Consider the following 18,773-nt stretch of genomic DNA (forward strand, 5'->3'; position numbering starts at 1 on the left):
ATTTTAATCCTTAACTTTTTCTCATTAACAAATACAGAAAGTACGGGGCACCAATAAGAGCGGTAACAATGCCTGCAGGAATACCGTCGGGTTCCGCTAAGTTCCGTCCTATCGTATCAGCCAGCATTAACAGCCACCCCCCTGCTAATGCCGCGATTGGAATGAGCAGCTGGTGACGAGGGCCGATGAGCGCCCGGGCAATATGCGGTGCCATCAACCCAATAAAGGCAATACCTCCAGTCACTGAAACGGCAGCAGCAGCAAGAGCTATTGCTGCAATAAGCAGCGTTAGCCGTTCCTTCCCGAGCGGGACACCAAGCCCCGTTGAAACTGTATCGTCCAAACTAAGCAAATTCAGGCGCCTGGCTTTAAATAAAGTATATGGGATAAAGATAATAAGCCACGGAATAAGTGCCATAATAAAGGGCCAATCCGTGCCCCATATATTTCCTGACAGCCACCTCGAGATAAAATCAACTTTTTGACGATCCGCTGATGAAATCAATACAACCATGACACCCGATAACGCCATGGAAAAACCGATACCAGTCAATATGAGACTTATCGGCTGAAATCCGGTGTTGCGTCTGTAAGAAAAGACGTAAATAAAACTCGCCGTTAAAAAAGCCCCGACGAAAGCAACCAATGGCAGCAAATAGACAAAAGAATCCACTTCTATTGGCGAAAAGAGGAAAAAGACAGCAATTGCAACACCTGCTCCAGAATTAATACCAATAATCCCGGGATCAGCAAGGTCATTTCGCGTCATCCCCTGTAAAATGGCGCCGGAAACAGCCAGCGCCATTCCCGCAAGTACCGTAACAACCAAACGGGGAAGACGTATAGAAAATAATATAAAGTTTTCTTTAAATGTGCCCTGACCTAAAATAACTGAAAACAGGCGATTGTACGATAAAGAAGCAGCGCCGAGCCCCATCCCTATCAAAGCAGTTATCAGTATCAATGCAATCAAGACTAAAAGAATAAGCTGTTGTTTTTTTATTAAATTTGTTGGGATCATGAGAAGGCCCGCCCCCCTTTATGTACAACAAATAAGAAAAACGGGAGACCCAGTATTGATACAATCGCGGCGATTGGCGTTTCATACGGCGCATTAATCGTCCGGCTGAATGTATCCGCCAGCAGCATAAAAATTGGCCCTATCACCGCTGACATCGGTAAGATCAGCCTGTAATCTGTACCGACAATGGTACGGACAATATGCGGAATCATTAACCCGAGAAAGGCAAGATTCCCGGCAAGCGCAACTGCAGAACCGGCAAGCAGTATGATTACTATAAATAAAATGATTTTAATTTGGCTGCTTTTTTGTCCCAATCCGACAGCGAGCTCCCGGTTTAAACTTAGAATGGTTAGTTGACGCGACAGGATAAAGGAAACAATAACCCCTATGGCGATAAAGGGAATAACAACTTTAAGCTGCTCCCATGCAGTTCCCATTAAACCGCCGGCCGTCCACATCGAGACATCTTTAGAAATTTTAAAATAAAGCCCGATGCCTTCAGCTGCAGCATTCAAAAATGCGGTAACCGCAGCGCCGGCCAGAACAATCCGAAATGGCGAAAAGCCGCCTTTTTTGACTGCCCCTATACCAAGAACTATCAAAGTGCCGACAGCTGCCCCTATGATGCAAGCCACCATAATCGCATAATAATTAGCATTTGGAAGAAAAGCCAAGGTGACCGCCAGTGCGGCATTTGCCCCCGCAGTCACGCCAAGCAGCCCTGGATCAGCCAATGGATTTCGCGTGACACCTTGCATAATGGCACCGGATACTGCAAGAGCGGCACCGACAAAGACAGCCGCAATTTCCCGCGGCAAGCGGATTTCTCGGATTGACGTTACCGCTTCTGAATTTACGTTGGAAGCTAATGCAGACCAAACGTCATGAAACGTTGCATCCCCTGCCCCAAAAAGCATCGTGATGAAGAAAGAAACGATAAGAACCACTATCCCTGCAATTAATATAACAATAAATGGAATTCTAGATACCAGTTTCCCCATATTCTCTCATCTTTCTATTAAAAGTTCATTAACAGGTAAGGGGCATTTGAAAATATCCCTTTATCTTTAAGCCCCTTCCCTTTTTCAGCTCATTTTTTATCCAGAAATGCCTTTTTAAAGACGTCCAACTCATAATCTAGACTAAGCGGATCATTAAAATGGAAAGCATCGCCGTTAACTTTAATAACATGACCTTTTTTGACCGCCGGAATATTTTTGTACGTCTCAGTATTTTCGAACGAATTGTTTTTACCTGACTCTTGTACAAGCACAATGTAGTCACCGGCGAATTCCGGAATCGCTTCAGGTGAAATTGCTTGATATCCTGCTTTTTGTGCAGTTTCTTTCACCTTTTTCGGCATTTTCAATCCCATAGCCTGATAGAGGATTTCCGTTCCTCTGGCCCAATTGTCGCCATATACATAAAACTGTTTATCAAATTTCTCGATAACAGAAACGGTGGCATCTTCACCAATTTTAGCTTTAATTTTTTTCCCCAAATCTGTACTGCGCTGTTTAAAGCTTTCAACCCATTTTTTGGCTTGTTTTTCTTTACCAAGAAGTTTGCCGACAGCAATGTATTGATCTAAATAATTTAGCTTGCCATACGTATATGTAACCGTTGGTGCAATTTTTTTCAATTTATTAATATTTTTTGTGTCGGATAATCCAATAATGAGGTCTGGATGCAGTTTAATAATTTCTTCCAGGTTTTGATCGGAGACAACTTTTGCATTTTTTAATTTACTTTTTAACACCGGACTCGTCTTCCCCCATTTATCAATACCGACAACGTTCACCCCAAGGGAAGTGACATCACCTGCAAAGAAAGAAGAGAGTAAGACAACTCGTTTTGGATGTTTTGGCACTTTAACAGGGCCGTTTTCTGAATGATAAATTTTTGTTGACTTCTCATCTCCGTGATTATTTTCACTCTGACCCTTCGTTTCAGTAGATTGATTTCCGCAAGCACTAAGCAAAAACACAAGTGCAAGCAGAAACGGAATAAGTCTATTAATCTTTTTCATTTGTTTCTTCTCCCTTTTAACCCAATTTTATGTAAAACCTAACAAACTTTAGTTCTCAATGATTATCAGCTTCCTTCTGATATTTGGTATCCCTCCATTTCAATTTGATATATAAAATTTTATTGATAATGATTATCATTTTCGTTTACAATGGTATTGTAGTCTTTTTCATTTATATCGTCAACTGTCATTTTTGGAAAATGATTAACATTACGCTTTTTATACAGATCACTTAAATTTAAGGGAGTGTAGAGATTGAAAAATAGTGAATGTTATGATGTAACGATCATCGGAGGAGGTTCTGCAGGTCTGTTTGCCGCTTACTATGCCGGGATGCGCAGCATGAAAACAAAAATTATTGAATATCTCACCGATTTAGGCGGAACTGTTTCTGTTTTTTATCCTGATAAATACATATATGATATCGGAGGCATACCGAAAATCAGCGGACGTGATTTAATTAACCAAATCAAGGACCAGGCATTTAGGTTTGATCCTGCCCTTGTATTGGGTCAGGCTGTCGAAGGCCTTGAAAAAAGTGAAGACGGGATATTCAAATTAACCGGCAGCAACGGGGAGATCCACTACTCAAAAACTGTTATCATTGCAGCTGGTCCCGGACTGTTTAAGATTCGCCGTCCGCAGCTGAAAAATATCGAGTATTACGAAGATAGATGTGTTCATTATGAACCGAAAGACTTAACAGTATTTGCCGGAAAAAGAATGGCAATCTTTGGTGATGCCAACTCAGCTTTCGAGCCGGCTATACGATTGTCAAAAACAGCCCGCCATGTCTATCTTATTTGCAATCGCAACAGCTATAAAGGATTCGAAAAAGAAATGAAACAGTTGCAGCAATCAAATGTTGAAGTCAAGCTGTCTTGTACGGTTACTGCTTTGAACGGTGACAGCCGGCATTTGTCGGGGGTATCTGTAAAAAATATTGATAATGGGAAAATGGAGAATCTTAGCGTCGATGAATTAATCGTTAGCCAAGGCTATCATTTTGATCTTGACCCGGTAAAAAATTGGGGATTCAAGCTCGAAGGACGGCGCATTCCGGTTAATGAGAATATGGAAACCGCGCTGGAAGGTGTATACGCCGCCGGGGACATTGCCGGGTATCCGAAAAAATGGCGGTTAATTGCTTCAGCCTTTAATGAAGCGATTACTGCCGTGAACAGTGCTAAAGCCAGGATCGATCCTTCCGCACCAACTCAAGTATATAGTTCCATACTGATGGAGAAATAGTTTAATTCCAGGACACAGCTGACCGAAAGTTATTGTATTGAAGTCTAAGAAGAAGAAAACTGCGTTCGATTAGTCGGCTGATAAATTAGAACTTCCCCGCACCCTTTTCTTACAGAATGAGTAACCGGGGAGTTCATTATTAAAATATTTGAGGTTGGTTATTAAGAAAGACAGCCGATATTTGTCATAATAGATTCCGTAAATTCAGCAGTTGATGCCGTGCCCTGAAGATCCGGAGTTTTCACGCCTTCATCCATTGTTTTAAAGACAGCTTTTTCTATAAGTTCCGCTGTTTCTTTAAGTTTTAAATCTTGATGGCGGGCGCTGAGCCATTCCATAAGCATAACAGTAGAAAATATTATTCCTGTCGGGTTCGCGATATTTTGCCCGGCTATATCAGGTGCTGAACCATGTGCCGCTTGAGCCATTGCTTGTCTATCATTTGTATTAATAGACGGAGCCAGTCCCAAGCTCCCTACAAGTTCGCCTGTCAAATCAGAGAGGATGTCGCCAAACATATTTTCAGTAACAATGACATCAAAATCCTTGGAATGGCGGACAAGATGTGCTGTCGCAGCGTCTATATGGTAATCATCAACTTGCACATCCGGAAAGTCCTTAGCAACCTCCAGGCAAACTCTTTTGAACAATCCTGAGCAAAGTTTTATGACATTCGCTTTATGAACGATCGTCACCTTTTTGCGGCGCTTCTCAACCATCCGAAATGCTTCAAGGGCAATCCTCTCAATGGCTTTCCTTGAAAATACTCCCGCAGATATGACAATATCGTCTGTAACTTGCCATTCCCCCGTACCTAAAGCCATATTTCTATCGCTATAAAACCCTTCAGTATTTTCACGAAAAATAACCAAATCTGTATTTTCAACAACGCCTTTAATCCCCGGTATATTTTTCGCCGGACGAACATTTGCGTAGAGTTCAAAATAATGGCGCAGCTCACCGCTAGGATTGCGCTCCATTTTATATTGATCAGGGTAAGAAGCAGAATCATGCGGTCCCATGATCCAAGCGTGGCATTTTTGAAGCTCGTCCTTTGTATATTGCGGCATTGGACTTTGATATTTCTCAATTCCTTCCCAACCCATCGGCAGCTCAACAAACTCAAATGAAATCCCAATCTTATCAGATGCCGCTTTTAATATATCTACAGTACTTTTTGTAATTTCCGGGCCAATCCCTTCCCCGTATAATACACCTAATTTATAACCGTTCATACAACGATACCGTCCTTTCTTGTAAATACTATAATTTAGACTGTACCTTTACTATATTATTAACTGAAAAATCTTCCAATCTCCATGTTATCCTTTAAAGTGATTAATTTAGAGCTAAATTGATCGAGCATTTTTATAATTTCTGGTCTGCTTTTATTTTCGAAATGAGCATTCCAGTTAAACATATCTTTAAAGATTTTAAAGGTTGGTTGATAGTTTGCCTTTTCAACTCCAATTTTTTGGAGAATAAACCTTTTAATTATCCTGTATATTCTTTTCGAATAGGACGTATCTAAGAATATAATCAAATCAGCCTTCTGAAAGCTTTGCAGTACCCATTTATAATGGACGCCTTCAATAATCCAAGCTGTAGATTCAATGATACTTCTTAAGCATCTGTCCCTTTCTTCTTCACTTCTTTTAATATCCCCTGTTTTAAATCTCATCCATACCACATTATCCAACTCAAAGTGAGGGATATTTAATTTAGAAGATAAAGTTCTTGCTAATGTTGTTTTTCCGCTTCCAACTGACCCAATAATATGTATTTTGTTTGGAATGTTATTTTTCAAGTCATCATTAATCATAAATTTACCTCTTTTTAAAGTGCGACATCCATTAGTTAGATTTTCTCCTTTAAAATTGGCATTACCTTTTTAATCCAATTGCTTTCTTTATCCGCAAGCAAGGTATACCAACCAAGTTGACGTGCTTCTTTAAAATTTTTTTCTTGATCATCGATAAACAAGACGTTTTCCTTATTTTTAAGGCTGGAATTGACTGTCACATATATTTCAGCTTGTGGTTTGCAACAACCTGTTTGGCTGGATATTGCAATACTAGTTACATAGTTTCGAATTGGATTTATTATTGGCCCAATCCATTCCGCACGGTGGTTACTTAACAGATGAATGTTGGCAAATTGGCTCCAAAAGGGAACTTTCTTAATCGCTGGTAAAGGCTTGATACAGGTACGCATCATTAACTGGGCATCCTTAATATCAATAGAAGGAAATTGTTCACCTAAGCGTATCCAAAACTCCGTTTCTTTAATTTTTCCTGTCCATAGTTTTTCTCGAATATCTTTTTTAAATGTTATTAATGTTTCATATGGAACATTATGGTTTGATGATAGCTGTTGCCAAAACACTGGAGAAAAGTTTGCAGTAAGGACACCGGCTATGTCTAAAATCAATTCAGGTTTCGCAGCCATTAAATCTTATCACCTTTCATAATAAGAGGAATGATCTCTAATAATTTTTTACTTAAGCCTTTAAATTTTGATACCACTCTACTGCTTTTTGTTCAATATCTAGTACCAGATGTTCTTTCCCTTTGATATAAGATTCAATATCATAGGGATAACGTTGGGCTAATGCCTCTTTTAAGTTCCCGTACTCTTTTGCAGCATTTAGATGTGCACGCAGGTAATCCCGAAATGCCAGATGGCGGTCAATTTCGGGATTGTCTAATTGAAAAATATGTATGTGGTGAGTACGATCGTCTCCTCCCTTTTGGAAGTAACGGCGGCCGGGAATCCCATTTTCCCCTATTGGTTCATAACCAATCGCAATCATCGCGTCATTAAATTTATCAATTTTCTTAATGTCTTTAACAACTGGCATAATGTCGATGATTGGTTTTGCCTTAAGTCCTTCTACAGAGGTACTGCCAATATGATGAAGTTCAAGAATTTCGGTATTGAAAATTTTATATAACTTTTCAGCTTCCTCATTAAACTTTAGTGCCCAGTGTTCATTATATGGCTTTACTTCAACTTTTCTTATTTAAGCTCTCCCCTGACTCGTAATGTGGGACATATCTATTAATATCAGGAAGTTGTTATTTCCTTTAATCAATTTATTTCTATTCTATTATTTAAAGTCATTTACCTTCTTCCGGCTGTTAACTTTCCAATGCAAAATAAGAAAACCCTAACCAGGTTAATTCTGGTATAGGGTTTCAACATTCGATCAATCATTCTTTAACATTACGTAATTTGGGATAGATCAATTTTCCTCATTACTTTTTTGTGTACGATGAAATGGGTAAGTTTTAATCTCATCTGTATCAAGGTTTTCATTAAACAAATGGACAGCTGAAATCTGATGGCAATCATACGTATGGTAATAATATGTACCTGTTTCCAAACACATGGCTGACGTGTAGATGGTGTAATTCTCCGCCCCTTCTGAATTTATGACCGCGCCTTTAGGGATATTACAATTGGACAGAATATGAAAGGCCGCCGTAATTCCGTCTATTTCATTTTCTAGGTTGGTAATGTTTTGCCTTAGGTAAGCTGCCCTGACAAATCGTGAAGGCGGTGTATAATCTCCTGGCAGTCCAACCGTTCCAGACCCTTGACCAAAGGCACTTAACTCTAAATCCCCCCATTGAACCGGTTCTAATTGCTGAGGTCTAAGAGCCATGTATTGCCTTAAATTTTGTAAATGCCAGTGAAATTCAGGACTATTCGTCATGACACCAACAGGGTTGTTATACAATTTAACGCCTTCAACTGTCGGCTCAAGGACAATGCACTCTCCAGATTTATCAGTTAAAATCCAATGTAAAGGAGGCGTTAGTTCTATAAGGGGCATAGGCGCATCAAAAAATGAAATGGTATCAATTGCTTTTTTTAAAGATTGAACCGAATCAAATTGTGTCAGGCACCATAATACAAAATCATACGGAGCCAAATTAGTTTTATTATCTTCTAATGTCTTACTGTAAGCCGCAAAGCCTGCAAGATATAGAGTTGCACACGTCAGTCCTGCTTCATTTACACCGTCTGCAAGCATGACCTTATCTTGGAGATTAACCCCCAAACCGACAACAGCATGCCTTGATGTAATCATCTCGCTTGTTATGTTTTTCCACTTATAACATCGCGGCGTTACAATAATTTCTTGATTGAAATCTTGTGCAAAATCCATTGTTCTTGCCAATAGATGATGACCATCTTTCGTTTCTAATGTCAAACTCGTACACATGAAAAAACGCTCCTTTGTACAAAAATTCCTATGTTCTAAAGTTTACATATCATGTTATATTAAGTAAATTTAAAAAGGTTATGATAAGCGTTAATCAAGGGATAGGATATTATGTATTACAGAAAGTTTCATACTATAATTCGCACATATTTTTACTGTTTTATGTTTTCCTCATGATAATAATGGAAGGATAATCCTTCTCACCTTTTTATTATTTCGTTTTGAAGGGTTCCAACCAATGATCCTCCCACTGAAAATATACCGTCTCTTTTAGTTCTTTTGAAAATAAAAATTTGGGGTATGGCAGAGCAAGTTCAGGCATATTATCTGGGTAAAAATAACGTAATTGGGTTGTTTCTCTATCTATTGGGTTTAGCTCTTCACTTTGAATATCGCAATAAAACATAAAGACGTTATACTCTACTTGATGACCGTTAGGATATTGATACCTAAAATTTTCACCACCGAACACGCCTAATAACCTCTTCGGAACAACTTTTAATCCAGTTTCTTCCCATACCTCACGAACAACTGCCTCAGCCGGCGCTTCACCAGGTTCAATTGCTCCAGCAGGAAGACTCCAGTTCTCCCTATTCCCTTTGTTTTGCAGTAAAATCTCTCCAGATTTATTTCTAATAATTGCAGCAACACTTGGCATAAAGATTAATTCATTTCCTACTTTATCCCTGAGGTTTTTGTAGTAATTAGACATTCCCATTGTTTTAAACCGCCTTCTTTACAATTTAAATTAATAACTAAAAAATCCTTCTACATCACATAATCTTTTAATCTAAACACTATAAATCATAAAATATACCTCTTTTTTAAAAACAATAACCCGCCCTTTTTAAAAAAATCTCTATCATTTTATAGTTTTGATTTGCCCTTTAAAACCGGTAGATTGTTCAACGCGGACTTGTTAGAAATTACTTTTCTAATTTTTTCCGAATTATATACTTGGTTATTTTTCTTATTAATAGTTGCCCTAATAAATAAACGATTGCAATAAAAATAACAGCCCCATTTCTTCCTACCGGGGCAAACCAACTCCCATCGTCAGGAATGTAAAATGAAGCTAAACGCAATGACAATATTGCAGTAATTATATTAATAAAAAATATATAACGTTTTCTTACATTTTTGGATAATAACCCGCTAATTATCATAAAAAAGATAAGGCCAATGATCAAAAAAGGTGCTTCTTTACCCAGAATAACTCTCTCGCCATATTCATAAAAATGAAAAAGAAACGGGACAGGAATCAAAGAAACAATTAACCATAAGATTCTCATAACTAAATCCTTAATTCCATTACACATAAATTATTTTGTATCAACAGCTTACTGCTATTAGACACCTCTTTGAAACCTAATTTTTTGGCAAAATCCAAATCATGCACTTGATCTCTCAAACCAATCCTGATTAACTCTTTCCCAATTGCATCGAAATGTTTGACCAAGCGGCAAAATGCTTCCTTACCATAACCCCGATGTTGGTAATCATTATGTATCATTATCAGCCCTAACCACAAATAACCGTCAGAAGGATTTTCTCCAAGATAGTCAATCAATCCAATTGGAATTTGTTCATTAATTAAGGATATGCCTAACATATGCCTTTCCGGAGTCATTTGCGCAATATGCCAGTCCCTTTGAAACATTTCAAGATCATAATAACCAGATCTTCCTTTTGATCCTTCCATCGTTTGAACAAAATCTGGATTTGATAAATAAACATCTAAAAATTCCTTAAGATCTTCTTCACCAATATCACGAATTAGTAATCGTTCACTTTTTAATTCAATCATTTTTTCACCTCTTTTCATTATTATTGCTGAATTTTAATTCAAACTTTACTTTCATCATCTCTACAGTGAATGTAACTAACTTCAATCTTTCAGTATTTAATTCCGGCATGATTATCCCCCTCCTTCGATGGTGTTATTTCTTGGTTTATATTTTTTATTAATCAGCTGCTTTTGCATAGAAACAACTTTTATATTTATCCCATTAGGTTTATGAACAATTTCCTCATCATATATACTGTATCCCATTGAGCTATATAAGTTTATATTTTTGGAAACAGTTAAGCGGACTTTGCATTGTATACTTGCCTTTTCTTTTTGCCGTAAGTAATCTTCTAATGACTTTAATAGTTTTTTTGCAATGCCTTGTCCTTGGTTTTCCGGTATAACAGATAATCTGTAAAAGTAAACACTGTTTTCATTTAATCGAAAACGAACCATTCCCGCCGGCTCATCATCAATATAACTAATGAATGCTTGCTCCCCATCTTCTAAGTCGTGAAAATTGGAAAAATATAATGGTATAATTAACCTATAATACAAAATTTCTTAAGAGGAGAGCCAGTTATGAACACAATTACAATCAAGGAACTTAAATCACAAAACGAGGTTATTGAGGCATTTCCAGTTGTAAAACAGTTAAGAACTCATTTAGATGAAAATACTTATCTTGATCTTGTTCTTGATGCTCAAAAAAATGACAGCTACAAAATGTTTGCTTTAATTGAGGATAATGAAATTGTTGCGGTCATTGGTTTTAAGCTAATGATAACACTCTATTACGGCAGGTTTGTTTGGGTTTGCGACCTTGTTACAGATAGTAAAAATCGGTCTAAAGGATACGGTAAAAAATTGCTTACATATGTTCACCAATGGGCAGAAGATCATCATTATGAATGTGTTGCCCTATCTTCAGGTTTACAACGGAAAGATGCGCATCGCTTTTATGAAGATAAAATGAACTATGACAAAATCAGTTATGTATTTAAACATCCTTTAAAGTAACGATTCCCACCTAGGAAGCTCTTGGTGGGAAATTTTAACTGGAACTAAAATTCCTAAAAAGAGAACATAATCATATCTATTTTCAAGTGTCCTTGTGACGGTGATTTATTGTATTCGATAAATGTATAGAAACTCCTTTTCTAGATAAGCTTCTTATAAAAAGGCCATCACCCCCTGTTAGTTAAACATGGCGTATCATCTCTTTGTTTGATTAAAACCACACACAATTCCTTCACCGTTACATATAAATTCAAATTTAATTACATTAATTACCATAATAAAATTAATTCATTTTTTATTCCTTACCTTATAAAAAATTGATTGACATGAACTAAATTTATTTATAAATTATATACTCTGGCTTATTTTATAATTGCTAGAATAAAAGGATGAAATTTATGAAAACGAATCAATGATTCGACAGACGCTTTAATAAGTCACTGAATTAAAATGCAAAAATTGCGGCTGCAAATGGCTAACTATGCCAAACTTAGGGTTAATCACCAGTCAGGTATTACTAAAGAAGAAGCAAACGTTTCTAAATTGGCGGAAACGAGGATTTATATCTAAGTACTGCCAACACTATTTAATAAAACTTAGATGATTTGAATGCTTTTGTACACAGTTAAAAAAATTAGCTGTCATTTCTCAGAACTCAGACATAAGATCAATTATTGGATTAAAGAATTAAATGACGTATTGGGGGGATAATTTTGGCTCAATCATCTGTACAAACAACGAACCATATTACCGGTTCAAGAAAGTGGTTTGCACTTATCACCGTGCTTTTGACGATGTTCTTCTCATCAATGGACCAAACGGTTGTATCCACTGCAATGCCAACGATTATCGGAAAATTACATGGCTTTAGTTTATATGCTTGGACTTTTACAGCTTATATGATGGCTTCATCAGTGACCGTCCCGATATACGGGAAACTGTCAGACGTCTTTGGGCGTAAGCCATTTTATTTGTTCGGATTAATCATGTTCGGAATAGGATCCGCTATTTCAGGTCAAGCGCACACCATGACTGAACTGGTTTGGGCCCGTGCTGTTCAAGGTATCGGCGCCGGAGCCATGATGAGCATGCCTCGGGCCACGGTCGGCGATATTTTCGATCCTAAAGAACGCGGGAAATGGATGGGCGTTATGGGCGCCGTATTCGGGGTTTCGAGTATTCTTGGACCAACCATTGGCGGCTGGATAACCGATACTTTTTCATGGCGATGGGTATTTTACATTAACTTGCCCTTTGCAGTTCTAGCGATCATCGGGGTCATTTTTTCTTTGCCAAAAGTGCGGGCTGAACATCGAGTAAAGGTAGACTGGATTGGTTCCGCGCTTTTAATTGTCGGCTTAGTACCGATTCTTCTCGGCTTCACATGGGCAGGCTCAAAATATCACTGGAATTCTCCTATTGAAATAACGCTTTTTATTGGCGGCATTATTGTTCTTGCCCTCTTCATGCTTTGGGAGCGTAAAGCGTCAGACCCATTATTGTCACCTGAACTGTTCAAAAACCGTATCTTTAGTACATCGTTAATTCTCGGCATTTTAGTTGGGATGACAATGTTTGGAAGTATCATGTTCTTGCCTGTCTATGTTCAAGGTGTCATTGGACTTAATGCGCAAGGCAGCGGATGGGTAATGGCGCCAATGATGATCAGCTTTATCGTCGGAAGCATTGTGTCAGGCCAAGTGATGTCCCGCACTGGCCGATACAAAGTGATGGCTTGGATCAGCGGTGCTGTTATTGTCCTTGGCTCGTTTCTTTTGAATCAGATGAACGTTCACACGTCATGGACGACGGTTGTCATTAACATGGTTATCCTTGGTCTCGGGATTGGCTCATTGATGCCGATGATGAATGTCGCGGTCCAAAACGCCTTTCCGTACAGCATGATGGGTACCGTGAACTCCACCCAACAATTTGTTCAATCGCTTAGCGGAGTAATTGCATCACCTATTTTCGGTACTATTCTAAATAAGGCATTTTCTGATAAACTGAGTCATACATTGCCGGCTTCATTGAAACAGTTTCAAAGTAAACTTTCCGGCGTGAATCCACAATCATTGCTAACTTCGCAAGCCCAGCACTCACTCGCAGCTGAGTTCAATAAATTGGGAGCTCAAGGACATCAACTGTACCTCCAACTGATGGATGCAGTAAAGACTTCATTAACATTTGGCATTCAGCGATTATTTGAAGTCGGATTGGTTTTCGCGATTCTTTGCTTCATTGGGACATTCTTCTTACCGGAAGTTAAATTGAAAGGTCAGGAATACTTTCAGACCAGCGGTTCAACGGAATCTGGTATAGAAGGTCATGAATCTAAAGAGAGAAAAGAAGACAATTAAAGAATTTGTAAATATATTGAGACGGTAAACAAAAATAGGCTTATCTATTTTGTTTACCGTTTTTAACTTTAGGATTTAAAAATTTATCCGTGTAAAAAGGCGATTACTTTCAATTTATAAATCTTGACTTAACCGAATCATATCCCTGCACTGTATGCCGTTCTCATAGATTTCTTCTTGGTAGTGCCTTATAAAGAAAGAAATTCAATCTGTCTTCTTTCGCAAGTTTATCATTTTATTAATTTACATTCCCCAACCAAGTTCACAATTGAGTCTGTCTAACTATTTTTAAAGACCTTATTAAAACAATTTAACAGTCAGTTTCATATATTTGAACTTTTATTGAAATTGATGATAACCTAAAAATATACTGAAAGGAGCGATTCATTATGAGTAAAGCTATTCCAGAAGTTACGCTTAATGATGGGGTTACGTTGCCAGCTATCGGTTTTGGTACATATAGCCTTAATGGCAATGAAGGCGTCAATGCTATAAAAAGTGCTATTGATGTCGGCTATCGGCTCATTGATACGGCTTATAATTATGAAAACGAAGGGGCTGTAGGCGAAGCCGTTCGACGAAGCCCTGTTCCGAGACAAGAATTAATCATTACTTCTAAACTTCCGGGCCGCTATCATACGTATGATAAAGCGGTTAATACCATACAAGAGTCCTTATACCGCGCAAATTTGGATTATTATGATTTATATCTTATACACTGGCCGAATCCGAAACAGGATCTCTATGTTGAGGCTTGGCAGGCTTTAATTGACGCGAAAAAGTGGGGATTAATCCGTTCTATTGGCGTTTGTAATTTTTTACCTGAACATATCGAACGTTTAGAGAAGGAAACCGGCGTTAAGCCAAGCATCAACCAAATAGAATTGCATCCATTTTTCAATCAGGAACAGCAAAGACAATGGCACGAAGAAAATAATGTTAAAACAGAATCCTGGAGTCCATTAGCGAGAGCAAATGACGTCTTTCAAAATGAAACGATTAAAAAGATTGCCGACAACCATAACAAGACAGTTTCACAAGTTATTTTACGTTGGCATTACCAGCTTGGCTCAATTCCAATTCCTAAATCTTCATCTATTCAACGACAACGTGAAAATCTCTCAATTTTTGACTTCTCATTAAGTGAGTCCGAAATGAGCAATATTGCTGAACTCACCCGTCCTAATGGCAGAATTAATAATCAAGATCCTGCTGTTTATGAAGAATTTTAAACGATAACGTTAAATCCTCCTCACCAAAAAGGTGAGGAGGATTATATTTAATTTGCAGCCTTAACAATCAGACACGAATTTAATAGCAAAAAGGCCGTTTATTCAATCCACTTTTTTTAGATAACACCAATCGCTAATTAAAGAACATTTATTTCTTTTCTAATTTCCTTTTTTCTGCTAAGAGCTTTTGAAACTCCTTTTCCAGTTCTTCAGACGGTTCGATGCTTAATCTACTTAGTACTTCTGTTATCTTTGTTTCTAATAGCAGTTGCATATCTTTCTCGACATTCCGCTGGTCTTGCGGTTCATCTTGTTTATATTCATCATATGTTCCTTCAAAGAGGCTAATCTTTTTATTTTCAATAGTTAATATTCGTGTTGCGATATTTTGCGTAAAACGACGGTCATGAGTGACAAAAATAATCGTTCCCGCATACTCCTTCAAGAGGGATTCCAATGCCTCGACGGCTTCAATATCAAGAAAGTTCGTCGGTTCATCCATTATCAAAGTATTAATATCACTAACAAACAATTTTGCCAAAGCGACCTTTACTCGTTCTCCGCCGCTCAAAACCCCTACAAGTTTGTAAACATCTTCCCTGAAAAAGTGCAGCCTTGCCAGTACTGTACGAATAAAAGTTTCTTCTTGCTTTGAAGTCGACCGGACATTTTCCAGGATCGATTTCTCCCTGTCCAATATATTTAAGTTTTGACTAAAGTAACCGATTTTCATTGATGGAGAAATAGATATGTCATCATCTTGATGGATGATTTTTTTTACAAGCGTGGTTTTCCCGCTGCCGTTTGGCCCGATGATCGCTAGCTTATCACCGCCTCGCACGTGAAAGCTTACCTTTTTCCAAAGAGTCCGGTCGCCAATTGTACCTGTTACATCTTTTACCCGAAGAACAATCTTGTCTTTAAAAGTTTCTTCGTTTGGCAAATTCATCTTGATTGGAGGATCTTCTTTGACTTTCTCCACCTTTTCCAATTTTTCCAATCTCGTTTCCATAGCTTTTGCAGTTTGTTGAAGCTTCTTTTGTTTCTTTGCAAAGTACGGCTTTGCTTTTTTTTCCTCTGCTTGATTTACTTTTTTAGGCGCCTTGGTTGCCTTTTCCGCTTTTTTCTCTTTTAATTTTAATGCTTCTTCTAACTGTCTTTTTTTCTGCACATATTTTTCATATGCGAGAGTTTGCTGCTGCTGTTCTAATTCCTTTTGGTTGACATAATCCGAATAGTTGCCTTTATAAATTTTCACATGCCCATCATGAATTTCCCAAATCACTGTGCAGAGAGCATCCAGAAATGCCCTGTCATGGGAGATCAACACGAAAGCTCCTTGCCAATTAATCAGTTTCTTTTCCAGCCATTCAATGTGGTTTGTATCTAAATGTGTTGTTGGTTCGTCTAAAAATAGCATTGCCGGGTTCTTAGAGATTGCTTCATTGAGATACTCCTGTGTTACCTCTCCGCCGCTTTTTGAGGTTTCAGTTTGTTTTAACTGGGGGATCAATTCATAAGTAGCGTTTAATTTTACTGTTCCTTCGTCAGGAACCTTTTCTCCCGCCAACGTCATTAGTAATGTCGTTTTCCCGCTGCCATTTCTGCCAACTAAGCCAATCCGATCGTTTTTCTCAATTTGCAACCGCTCAGCATCAATTAACAAACGGTCTTTTATATATAGCTTCAAATTGTGTGCTTCCAATAACATCATGCATCATCTCCATTTTCTTTATTTTTTTGGAGACAATAAAAGCCTCCTATCCGCATTCAGAATAGGAGGCATGGGTATAGATGTACACCAAAAAGAGACGACCCCTTTTGAGTTCAACTATAGAAGACCAATCCTATTCTGAAAACCACGATTAAAGGCATCACAATAAAGCAGACAATACCCCTGCTAAAGAAAACTTGGCTGGTGCCAAGCCTTAAAGGCGCAGGTAACTGCCTAGTTGCACTTATACTATCGATCTTATCCTGGCAACTGCACCGGACTTTCTCCTGCATTGCCAAGATATACTTTCTGATAGTATAAAAAAATAAAAAAATGCCTTCAATTGATTGCTTTCGAAATAGGATTAGTACTTCATCTAGTTGGGTCACCCTTCCGTTCTTAATTTACTTGCATCTTAAACCTTAATATGAGTTTTGTCAAATACTAATTTTTAAAGCAAACATTTCCACAAAGAAAAAACTTTTTGGTATCAGTATATTTTCACGGACAAATTTTGTGAAGTTTTTATCTTTAGTTTTTTATAAAGATACTATTTTACTGCCTTAAAAAGAGCTTTACCTTTGTTGTAAATAAATCTTTCCCATCTTGCTAATAAACCATTTCCATTTTCGCCACGCTCCATTTTTACCACGTGATTTTTATGGAATTCTTCTACACGTTTATTATGTTGTTTATGCCAATTATTAGTGCTTTTATGAAATTGCGATACACGTTTATTATGCTGTTTATGCCATTTTGTAGTATTGAAATGTTGATGTTCCATTTTTTTCTCCTTTCCAATTACATTCATTGGATAATTTTATTAAAGCTAAGATTAATAATATTTAGTCGCCAAAAATAAATCAATAATCTCCCCTTTAAATTAATAAAAATTTTTCCAAATCGTTTTATCGAGTCTGAAGAATTCCAATTGGCAGGTATATTCCCAGTTCCTTATTTTTTATTTGTAATATAATCGGTTTTTTATTCTTTTTTTAAGGTAAGCAACTTGTGGATAAAACGGATTAAAATTCACCTAAAGTATTGGTAAGTTTAATGATGACGAGCAGCTTGATTTAAACTTTGCGCTTCATAAAATCAATGCACTCCTGAATAAGATAAAGGGGTAATTTATCATTCGAAGAAAATAAGTTTTACTACACTACTTTAAAGGAGATCTGAATATGGAATTAAATAAAACTCATAAGATCCATTTGGAAAAAGAGAAAGAGACACTTCTAATTACCTTACTCGCAAAAGCCTTAGATAATCAGCAAAAGGATCCAATTCTTAACGATAAAAAGGCTGAAGAATTGGTTAATATGATTGACTATGACTTTGAAAAGCTCAATGGGTTCGGCAACAATATCATGGTTATAAGGGCTAAGCAATTGGATATATGGTTGAGCGAATTTGTTGATAGTCATCAAAATACAACTGTACTCAATCTTGGCTGTGGATTGGACACAAGGGTATCAAGAATAAATCCACAAGAAAATTCCAGTTGGTTTGACGTGGATTATCCTGAGGTAATCGAAGTACGCAAATTTTTTTATTCAAATCAAAATGGATATGAAATGATACCATCTTCAGTAACTGAACTGGATTGGTTGGAAAAAGTTCCTAGAAACAATCCTGTCATGATAATTGCTGAAGGCCTACTGGAATACCTTACAGAAGACGAAGTAAAAACACTTCTCAACCGGATAACCGGCTATTTCTCTCATGGACAGATTGCGTTTGATGTTATGAACTCATTTGCCATAAATTCTGGAAAGGAAAGTCTAAAAGAGACGACGGGTGCTGAACATAAATGGATGGTTGATGATATTCTTGAAGTTGATAAACTAAATCCCAAACTGAAAAGAGTGGCTAGCTTATCTATTTTTAAATCGAAATACATTCATAAACTTCCATTGAAAAATCGCTTAATTTATGCCGCCATGTGCCTCTTTCCAAGTTTCAGAAATATGCTGCGTTTGCTGTTATATAAGTTTTGATTACGGCCACTGAAATGTACCACCAACGACATAGTTTTTACCACCGAGTGACAAAGAATGTACCAGTAAATGACAAGAAATTTACCACTATACTTTCTGTATAATTAGTGAACACACCTGCGG

18 protein-coding genes and 1 pseudogene are annotated in these 18,773 nt (G+C 37.6%); 5 read left to right on the forward strand and 14 right to left on the reverse strand.

The genetic code is table 11. The features are described from left to right. Nucleotides 1-10 precede the first annotated feature (10 nt). The 3 genes from ACFQRG_RS12705 to ACFQRG_RS12715 form a co-directional block, all read right to left on the reverse strand. Complete coding sequence (locus ACFQRG_RS12705) at nucleotides 11-1,021, reverse strand: FecCD family ABC transporter permease (RefSeq protein WP_380966515.1); 1,011 nt, start codon at nucleotides 1,019-1,021, stop codon at nucleotides 11-13. Next, nucleotides 1,018-2,025, reverse strand: coding sequence for a FecCD family ABC transporter permease (locus ACFQRG_RS12710; protein WP_380966517.1), 1,008 nt, complete (start codon nucleotides 2,023-2,025; stop codon nucleotides 1,018-1,020). The genes ACFQRG_RS12705 and ACFQRG_RS12710 overlap by 4 nt, the downstream gene beginning before the upstream one ends. Before the next feature lie 89 nt (nucleotides 2,026-2,114). Further along, nucleotides 2,115-3,053, reverse strand: a complete 939-nt coding sequence (locus ACFQRG_RS12715) for an iron-hydroxamate ABC transporter substrate-binding protein (protein WP_380966519.1) — start codon at nucleotides 3,051-3,053, stop codon at nucleotides 2,115-2,117. A gap of 255 nt (nucleotides 3,054-3,308) precedes the next feature. Here ACFQRG_RS12715 and ACFQRG_RS12720 point away from each other — a divergent pair, with 255 nt between their 5' ends. Continuing rightward, nucleotides 3,309-4,304, forward strand: a complete 996-nt coding sequence (locus ACFQRG_RS12720) for an NAD(P)/FAD-dependent oxidoreductase (protein WP_380966520.1) — start codon at nucleotides 3,309-3,311, stop codon at nucleotides 4,302-4,304. Nucleotides 4,305-4,465: 161 nt separating this feature from the next. Here the strand turns inward: ACFQRG_RS12720 and ACFQRG_RS12725 are convergent, their stop codons facing one another. From ACFQRG_RS12725 to ACFQRG_RS12760, 8 genes are all read right to left on the reverse strand, one after another. Then, complete coding sequence (locus ACFQRG_RS12725) at nucleotides 4,466-5,539, reverse strand: isocitrate/isopropylmalate dehydrogenase family protein (RefSeq protein ID WP_380966522.1); 1,074 nt, start codon at nucleotides 5,537-5,539, stop codon at nucleotides 4,466-4,468. Between the two features lie 59 nt (nucleotides 5,540-5,598). Beyond that, nucleotides 5,599-6,126, reverse strand: coding sequence for an AAA family ATPase (locus ACFQRG_RS12730; protein WP_380966524.1), 528 nt, complete (start codon nucleotides 6,124-6,126; stop codon nucleotides 5,599-5,601). 35 nt (nucleotides 6,127-6,161) lie between these two features. Further along, nucleotides 6,162-6,752 carry an HAD family hydrolase gene (locus ACFQRG_RS12735; RefSeq protein ID WP_380966526.1) on the reverse strand — a complete coding sequence of 197 codons (591 nt, stop codon included), beginning with the start codon at nucleotides 6,750-6,752 and terminating at the stop codon, nucleotides 6,162-6,164. A gap of 52 nt (nucleotides 6,753-6,804) precedes the next feature. Beyond that, complete coding sequence (locus ACFQRG_RS12740) at nucleotides 6,805-7,326, reverse strand: GrpB family protein (RefSeq protein WP_380966552.1); 522 nt, start codon at nucleotides 7,324-7,326, stop codon at nucleotides 6,805-6,807. A 222-nt stretch (nucleotides 7,327-7,548) separates the two neighbouring features. Further along, complete coding sequence (locus ACFQRG_RS12745; RefSeq protein ID WP_380966528.1) at nucleotides 7,549-8,535, reverse strand: choloylglycine hydrolase family protein; 987 nt, start codon at nucleotides 8,533-8,535, stop codon at nucleotides 7,549-7,551. 211 nt (nucleotides 8,536-8,746) lie between these two features. Beyond that, the gene (locus tag ACFQRG_RS12750; protein ID WP_380966530.1) at nucleotides 8,747-9,253 is read right to left on the reverse strand and encodes an NUDIX hydrolase; all 507 of its coding nucleotides are present in this window, start codon (nucleotides 9,251-9,253) and stop codon (nucleotides 8,747-8,749) included. 576 nt (nucleotides 9,254-9,829) lie between these two features. After that, nucleotides 9,830-10,342, reverse strand: coding sequence for a GNAT family N-acetyltransferase (locus tag ACFQRG_RS12755; protein ID WP_380966532.1), 513 nt, complete (start codon nucleotides 10,340-10,342; stop codon nucleotides 9,830-9,832). Between the two features lie 111 nt (nucleotides 10,343-10,453). After that, nucleotides 10,454-10,882 carry a GNAT family N-acetyltransferase gene (locus ACFQRG_RS12760; protein WP_380966534.1) on the reverse strand — a complete coding sequence of 143 codons (429 nt, stop codon included), beginning with the start codon at nucleotides 10,880-10,882 and terminating at the stop codon, nucleotides 10,454-10,456. 24 nt (nucleotides 10,883-10,906) lie between these two features. Between ACFQRG_RS12760 and ACFQRG_RS12765 the strand changes: the two genes are divergently transcribed. Further along, nucleotides 10,907-11,344: a GNAT family N-acetyltransferase gene (locus ACFQRG_RS12765; RefSeq protein ID WP_380966536.1), complete on the forward strand. Its 438-nt coding sequence runs from the start codon at nucleotides 10,907-10,909 to the stop codon at nucleotides 11,342-11,344. Nucleotides 11,345-12,057: 713 nt separating this feature from the next. Further along, entirely contained in the window at nucleotides 12,058-13,704 is a 1,647-nt protein-coding gene (locus tag ACFQRG_RS12770; RefSeq protein WP_380966538.1) for an MDR family MFS transporter, read from the forward strand. 114 nt (nucleotides 13,705-13,818) lie between these two features. On the opposite strand, the pseudogene ACFQRG_RS12775 reads toward ACFQRG_RS12770, so the two are convergent. Continuing rightward, nucleotides 13,819-13,902 (reverse strand): annotated as a pseudogene (locus ACFQRG_RS12775) (GNAT family N-acetyltransferase); the annotation flags it as partial. Nucleotides 13,903-14,093: 191 nt separating this feature from the next. Between ACFQRG_RS12775 and ACFQRG_RS12780 the strand changes: the two are divergent. Then, nucleotides 14,094-14,936 (forward strand): aldo/keto reductase, encoded by an 843-nt coding sequence (locus tag ACFQRG_RS12780; protein ID WP_380966540.1) that lies wholly within the window; start codon nucleotides 14,094-14,096, stop codon nucleotides 14,934-14,936. Between the two features lie 148 nt (nucleotides 14,937-15,084). Here the strand turns inward: ACFQRG_RS12780 and ACFQRG_RS12785 are convergent, their stop codons facing one another. Together ACFQRG_RS12785 and ACFQRG_RS12790 are read right to left on the reverse strand one after the other, a co-directional pair. After that, nucleotides 15,085-16,650 carry a Vga family ABC-F type ribosomal protection protein gene (locus tag ACFQRG_RS12785; RefSeq protein WP_380966542.1) on the reverse strand — a complete coding sequence of 522 codons (1,566 nt, stop codon included), beginning with the start codon at nucleotides 16,648-16,650 and terminating at the stop codon, nucleotides 15,085-15,087. A gap of 550 nt (nucleotides 16,651-17,200) precedes the next feature. Next, nucleotides 17,201-17,434, reverse strand: coding sequence for a hypothetical protein (locus ACFQRG_RS12790; protein ID WP_380966554.1), 234 nt, complete (start codon nucleotides 17,432-17,434; stop codon nucleotides 17,201-17,203). 400 nt (nucleotides 17,435-17,834) lie between these two features. Between ACFQRG_RS12790 and ACFQRG_RS12795 the strand changes: the two genes are divergently transcribed. Beyond that, nucleotides 17,835-18,650, forward strand: coding sequence for a class I SAM-dependent methyltransferase (locus ACFQRG_RS12795; RefSeq protein WP_380966544.1), 816 nt, complete (start codon nucleotides 17,835-17,837; stop codon nucleotides 18,648-18,650). The last annotated feature ends 123 nt before the right edge of the window (nucleotides 18,651-18,773 follow it).

Source organism: Scopulibacillus cellulosilyticus (genome assembly GCF_042665295.1).
In the GTDB taxonomy this organism is placed as follows: domain Bacteria; phylum Bacillota; class Bacilli; order Bacillales; family Sporolactobacillaceae; genus Scopulibacillus_A; species Scopulibacillus_A cellulosilyticus.

Coding starts and splice junctions, on each gene's coding strand:
- ACFQRG_RS12785 (WP_380966542.1), bottom strand. CDS start 16,650: ATGATGTTATTGGAAGCACACAATTTGAAGCTATATATAAAAGACCGT.
- ACFQRG_RS12710 (WP_380966517.1), bottom strand. CDS start 2,025: ATGGGGAAACTGGTATCTAGAATTCCATTTATTGTTATATTAATTGCA.
- ACFQRG_RS12735 (WP_380966526.1), bottom strand. CDS start 6,752: ATGGCTGCGAAACCTGAATTGATTTTAGACATAGCCGGTGTCCTTACT.
- ACFQRG_RS12790 (WP_380966554.1), bottom strand. CDS start 17,434: ATGGAACATCAACATTTCAATACTACAAAATGGCATAAACAGCATAAT.
- ACFQRG_RS12765 (WP_380966536.1), top strand. CDS start 10,907: ATGAACACAATTACAATCAAGGAACTTAAATCACAAAACGAGGTTATT.
- ACFQRG_RS12755 (WP_380966532.1), bottom strand. CDS start 10,342: ATGATTGAATTAAAAAGTGAACGATTACTAATTCGTGATATTGGTGAA.
- ACFQRG_RS12705 (WP_380966515.1), bottom strand. CDS start 1,021: ATGATCCCAACAAATTTAATAAAAAAACAACAGCTTATTCTTTTAGTC.
- ACFQRG_RS12795 (WP_380966544.1), top strand. CDS start 17,835: ATGGAATTAAATAAAACTCATAAGATCCATTTGGAAAAAGAGAAAGAG.
- ACFQRG_RS12715 (WP_380966519.1), bottom strand. CDS start 3,053: ATGAAAAAGATTAATAGACTTATTCCGTTTCTGCTTGCACTTGTGTTT.
- ACFQRG_RS12725 (WP_380966522.1), bottom strand. CDS start 5,539: ATGAACGGTTATAAATTAGGTGTATTATACGGGGAAGGGATTGGCCCG.
- ACFQRG_RS12745 (WP_380966528.1), bottom strand. CDS start 8,535: ATGTGTACGAGTTTGACATTAGAAACGAAAGATGGTCATCATCTATTG.
- ACFQRG_RS12780 (WP_380966540.1), top strand. CDS start 14,094: ATGAGTAAAGCTATTCCAGAAGTTACGCTTAATGATGGGGTTACGTTG.
- ACFQRG_RS12730 (WP_380966524.1), bottom strand. CDS start 6,126: ATGATTAATGATGACTTGAAAAATAACATTCCAAACAAAATACATATT.
- ACFQRG_RS12750 (WP_380966530.1), bottom strand. CDS start 9,253: ATGGGAATGTCTAATTACTACAAAAACCTCAGGGATAAAGTAGGAAAT.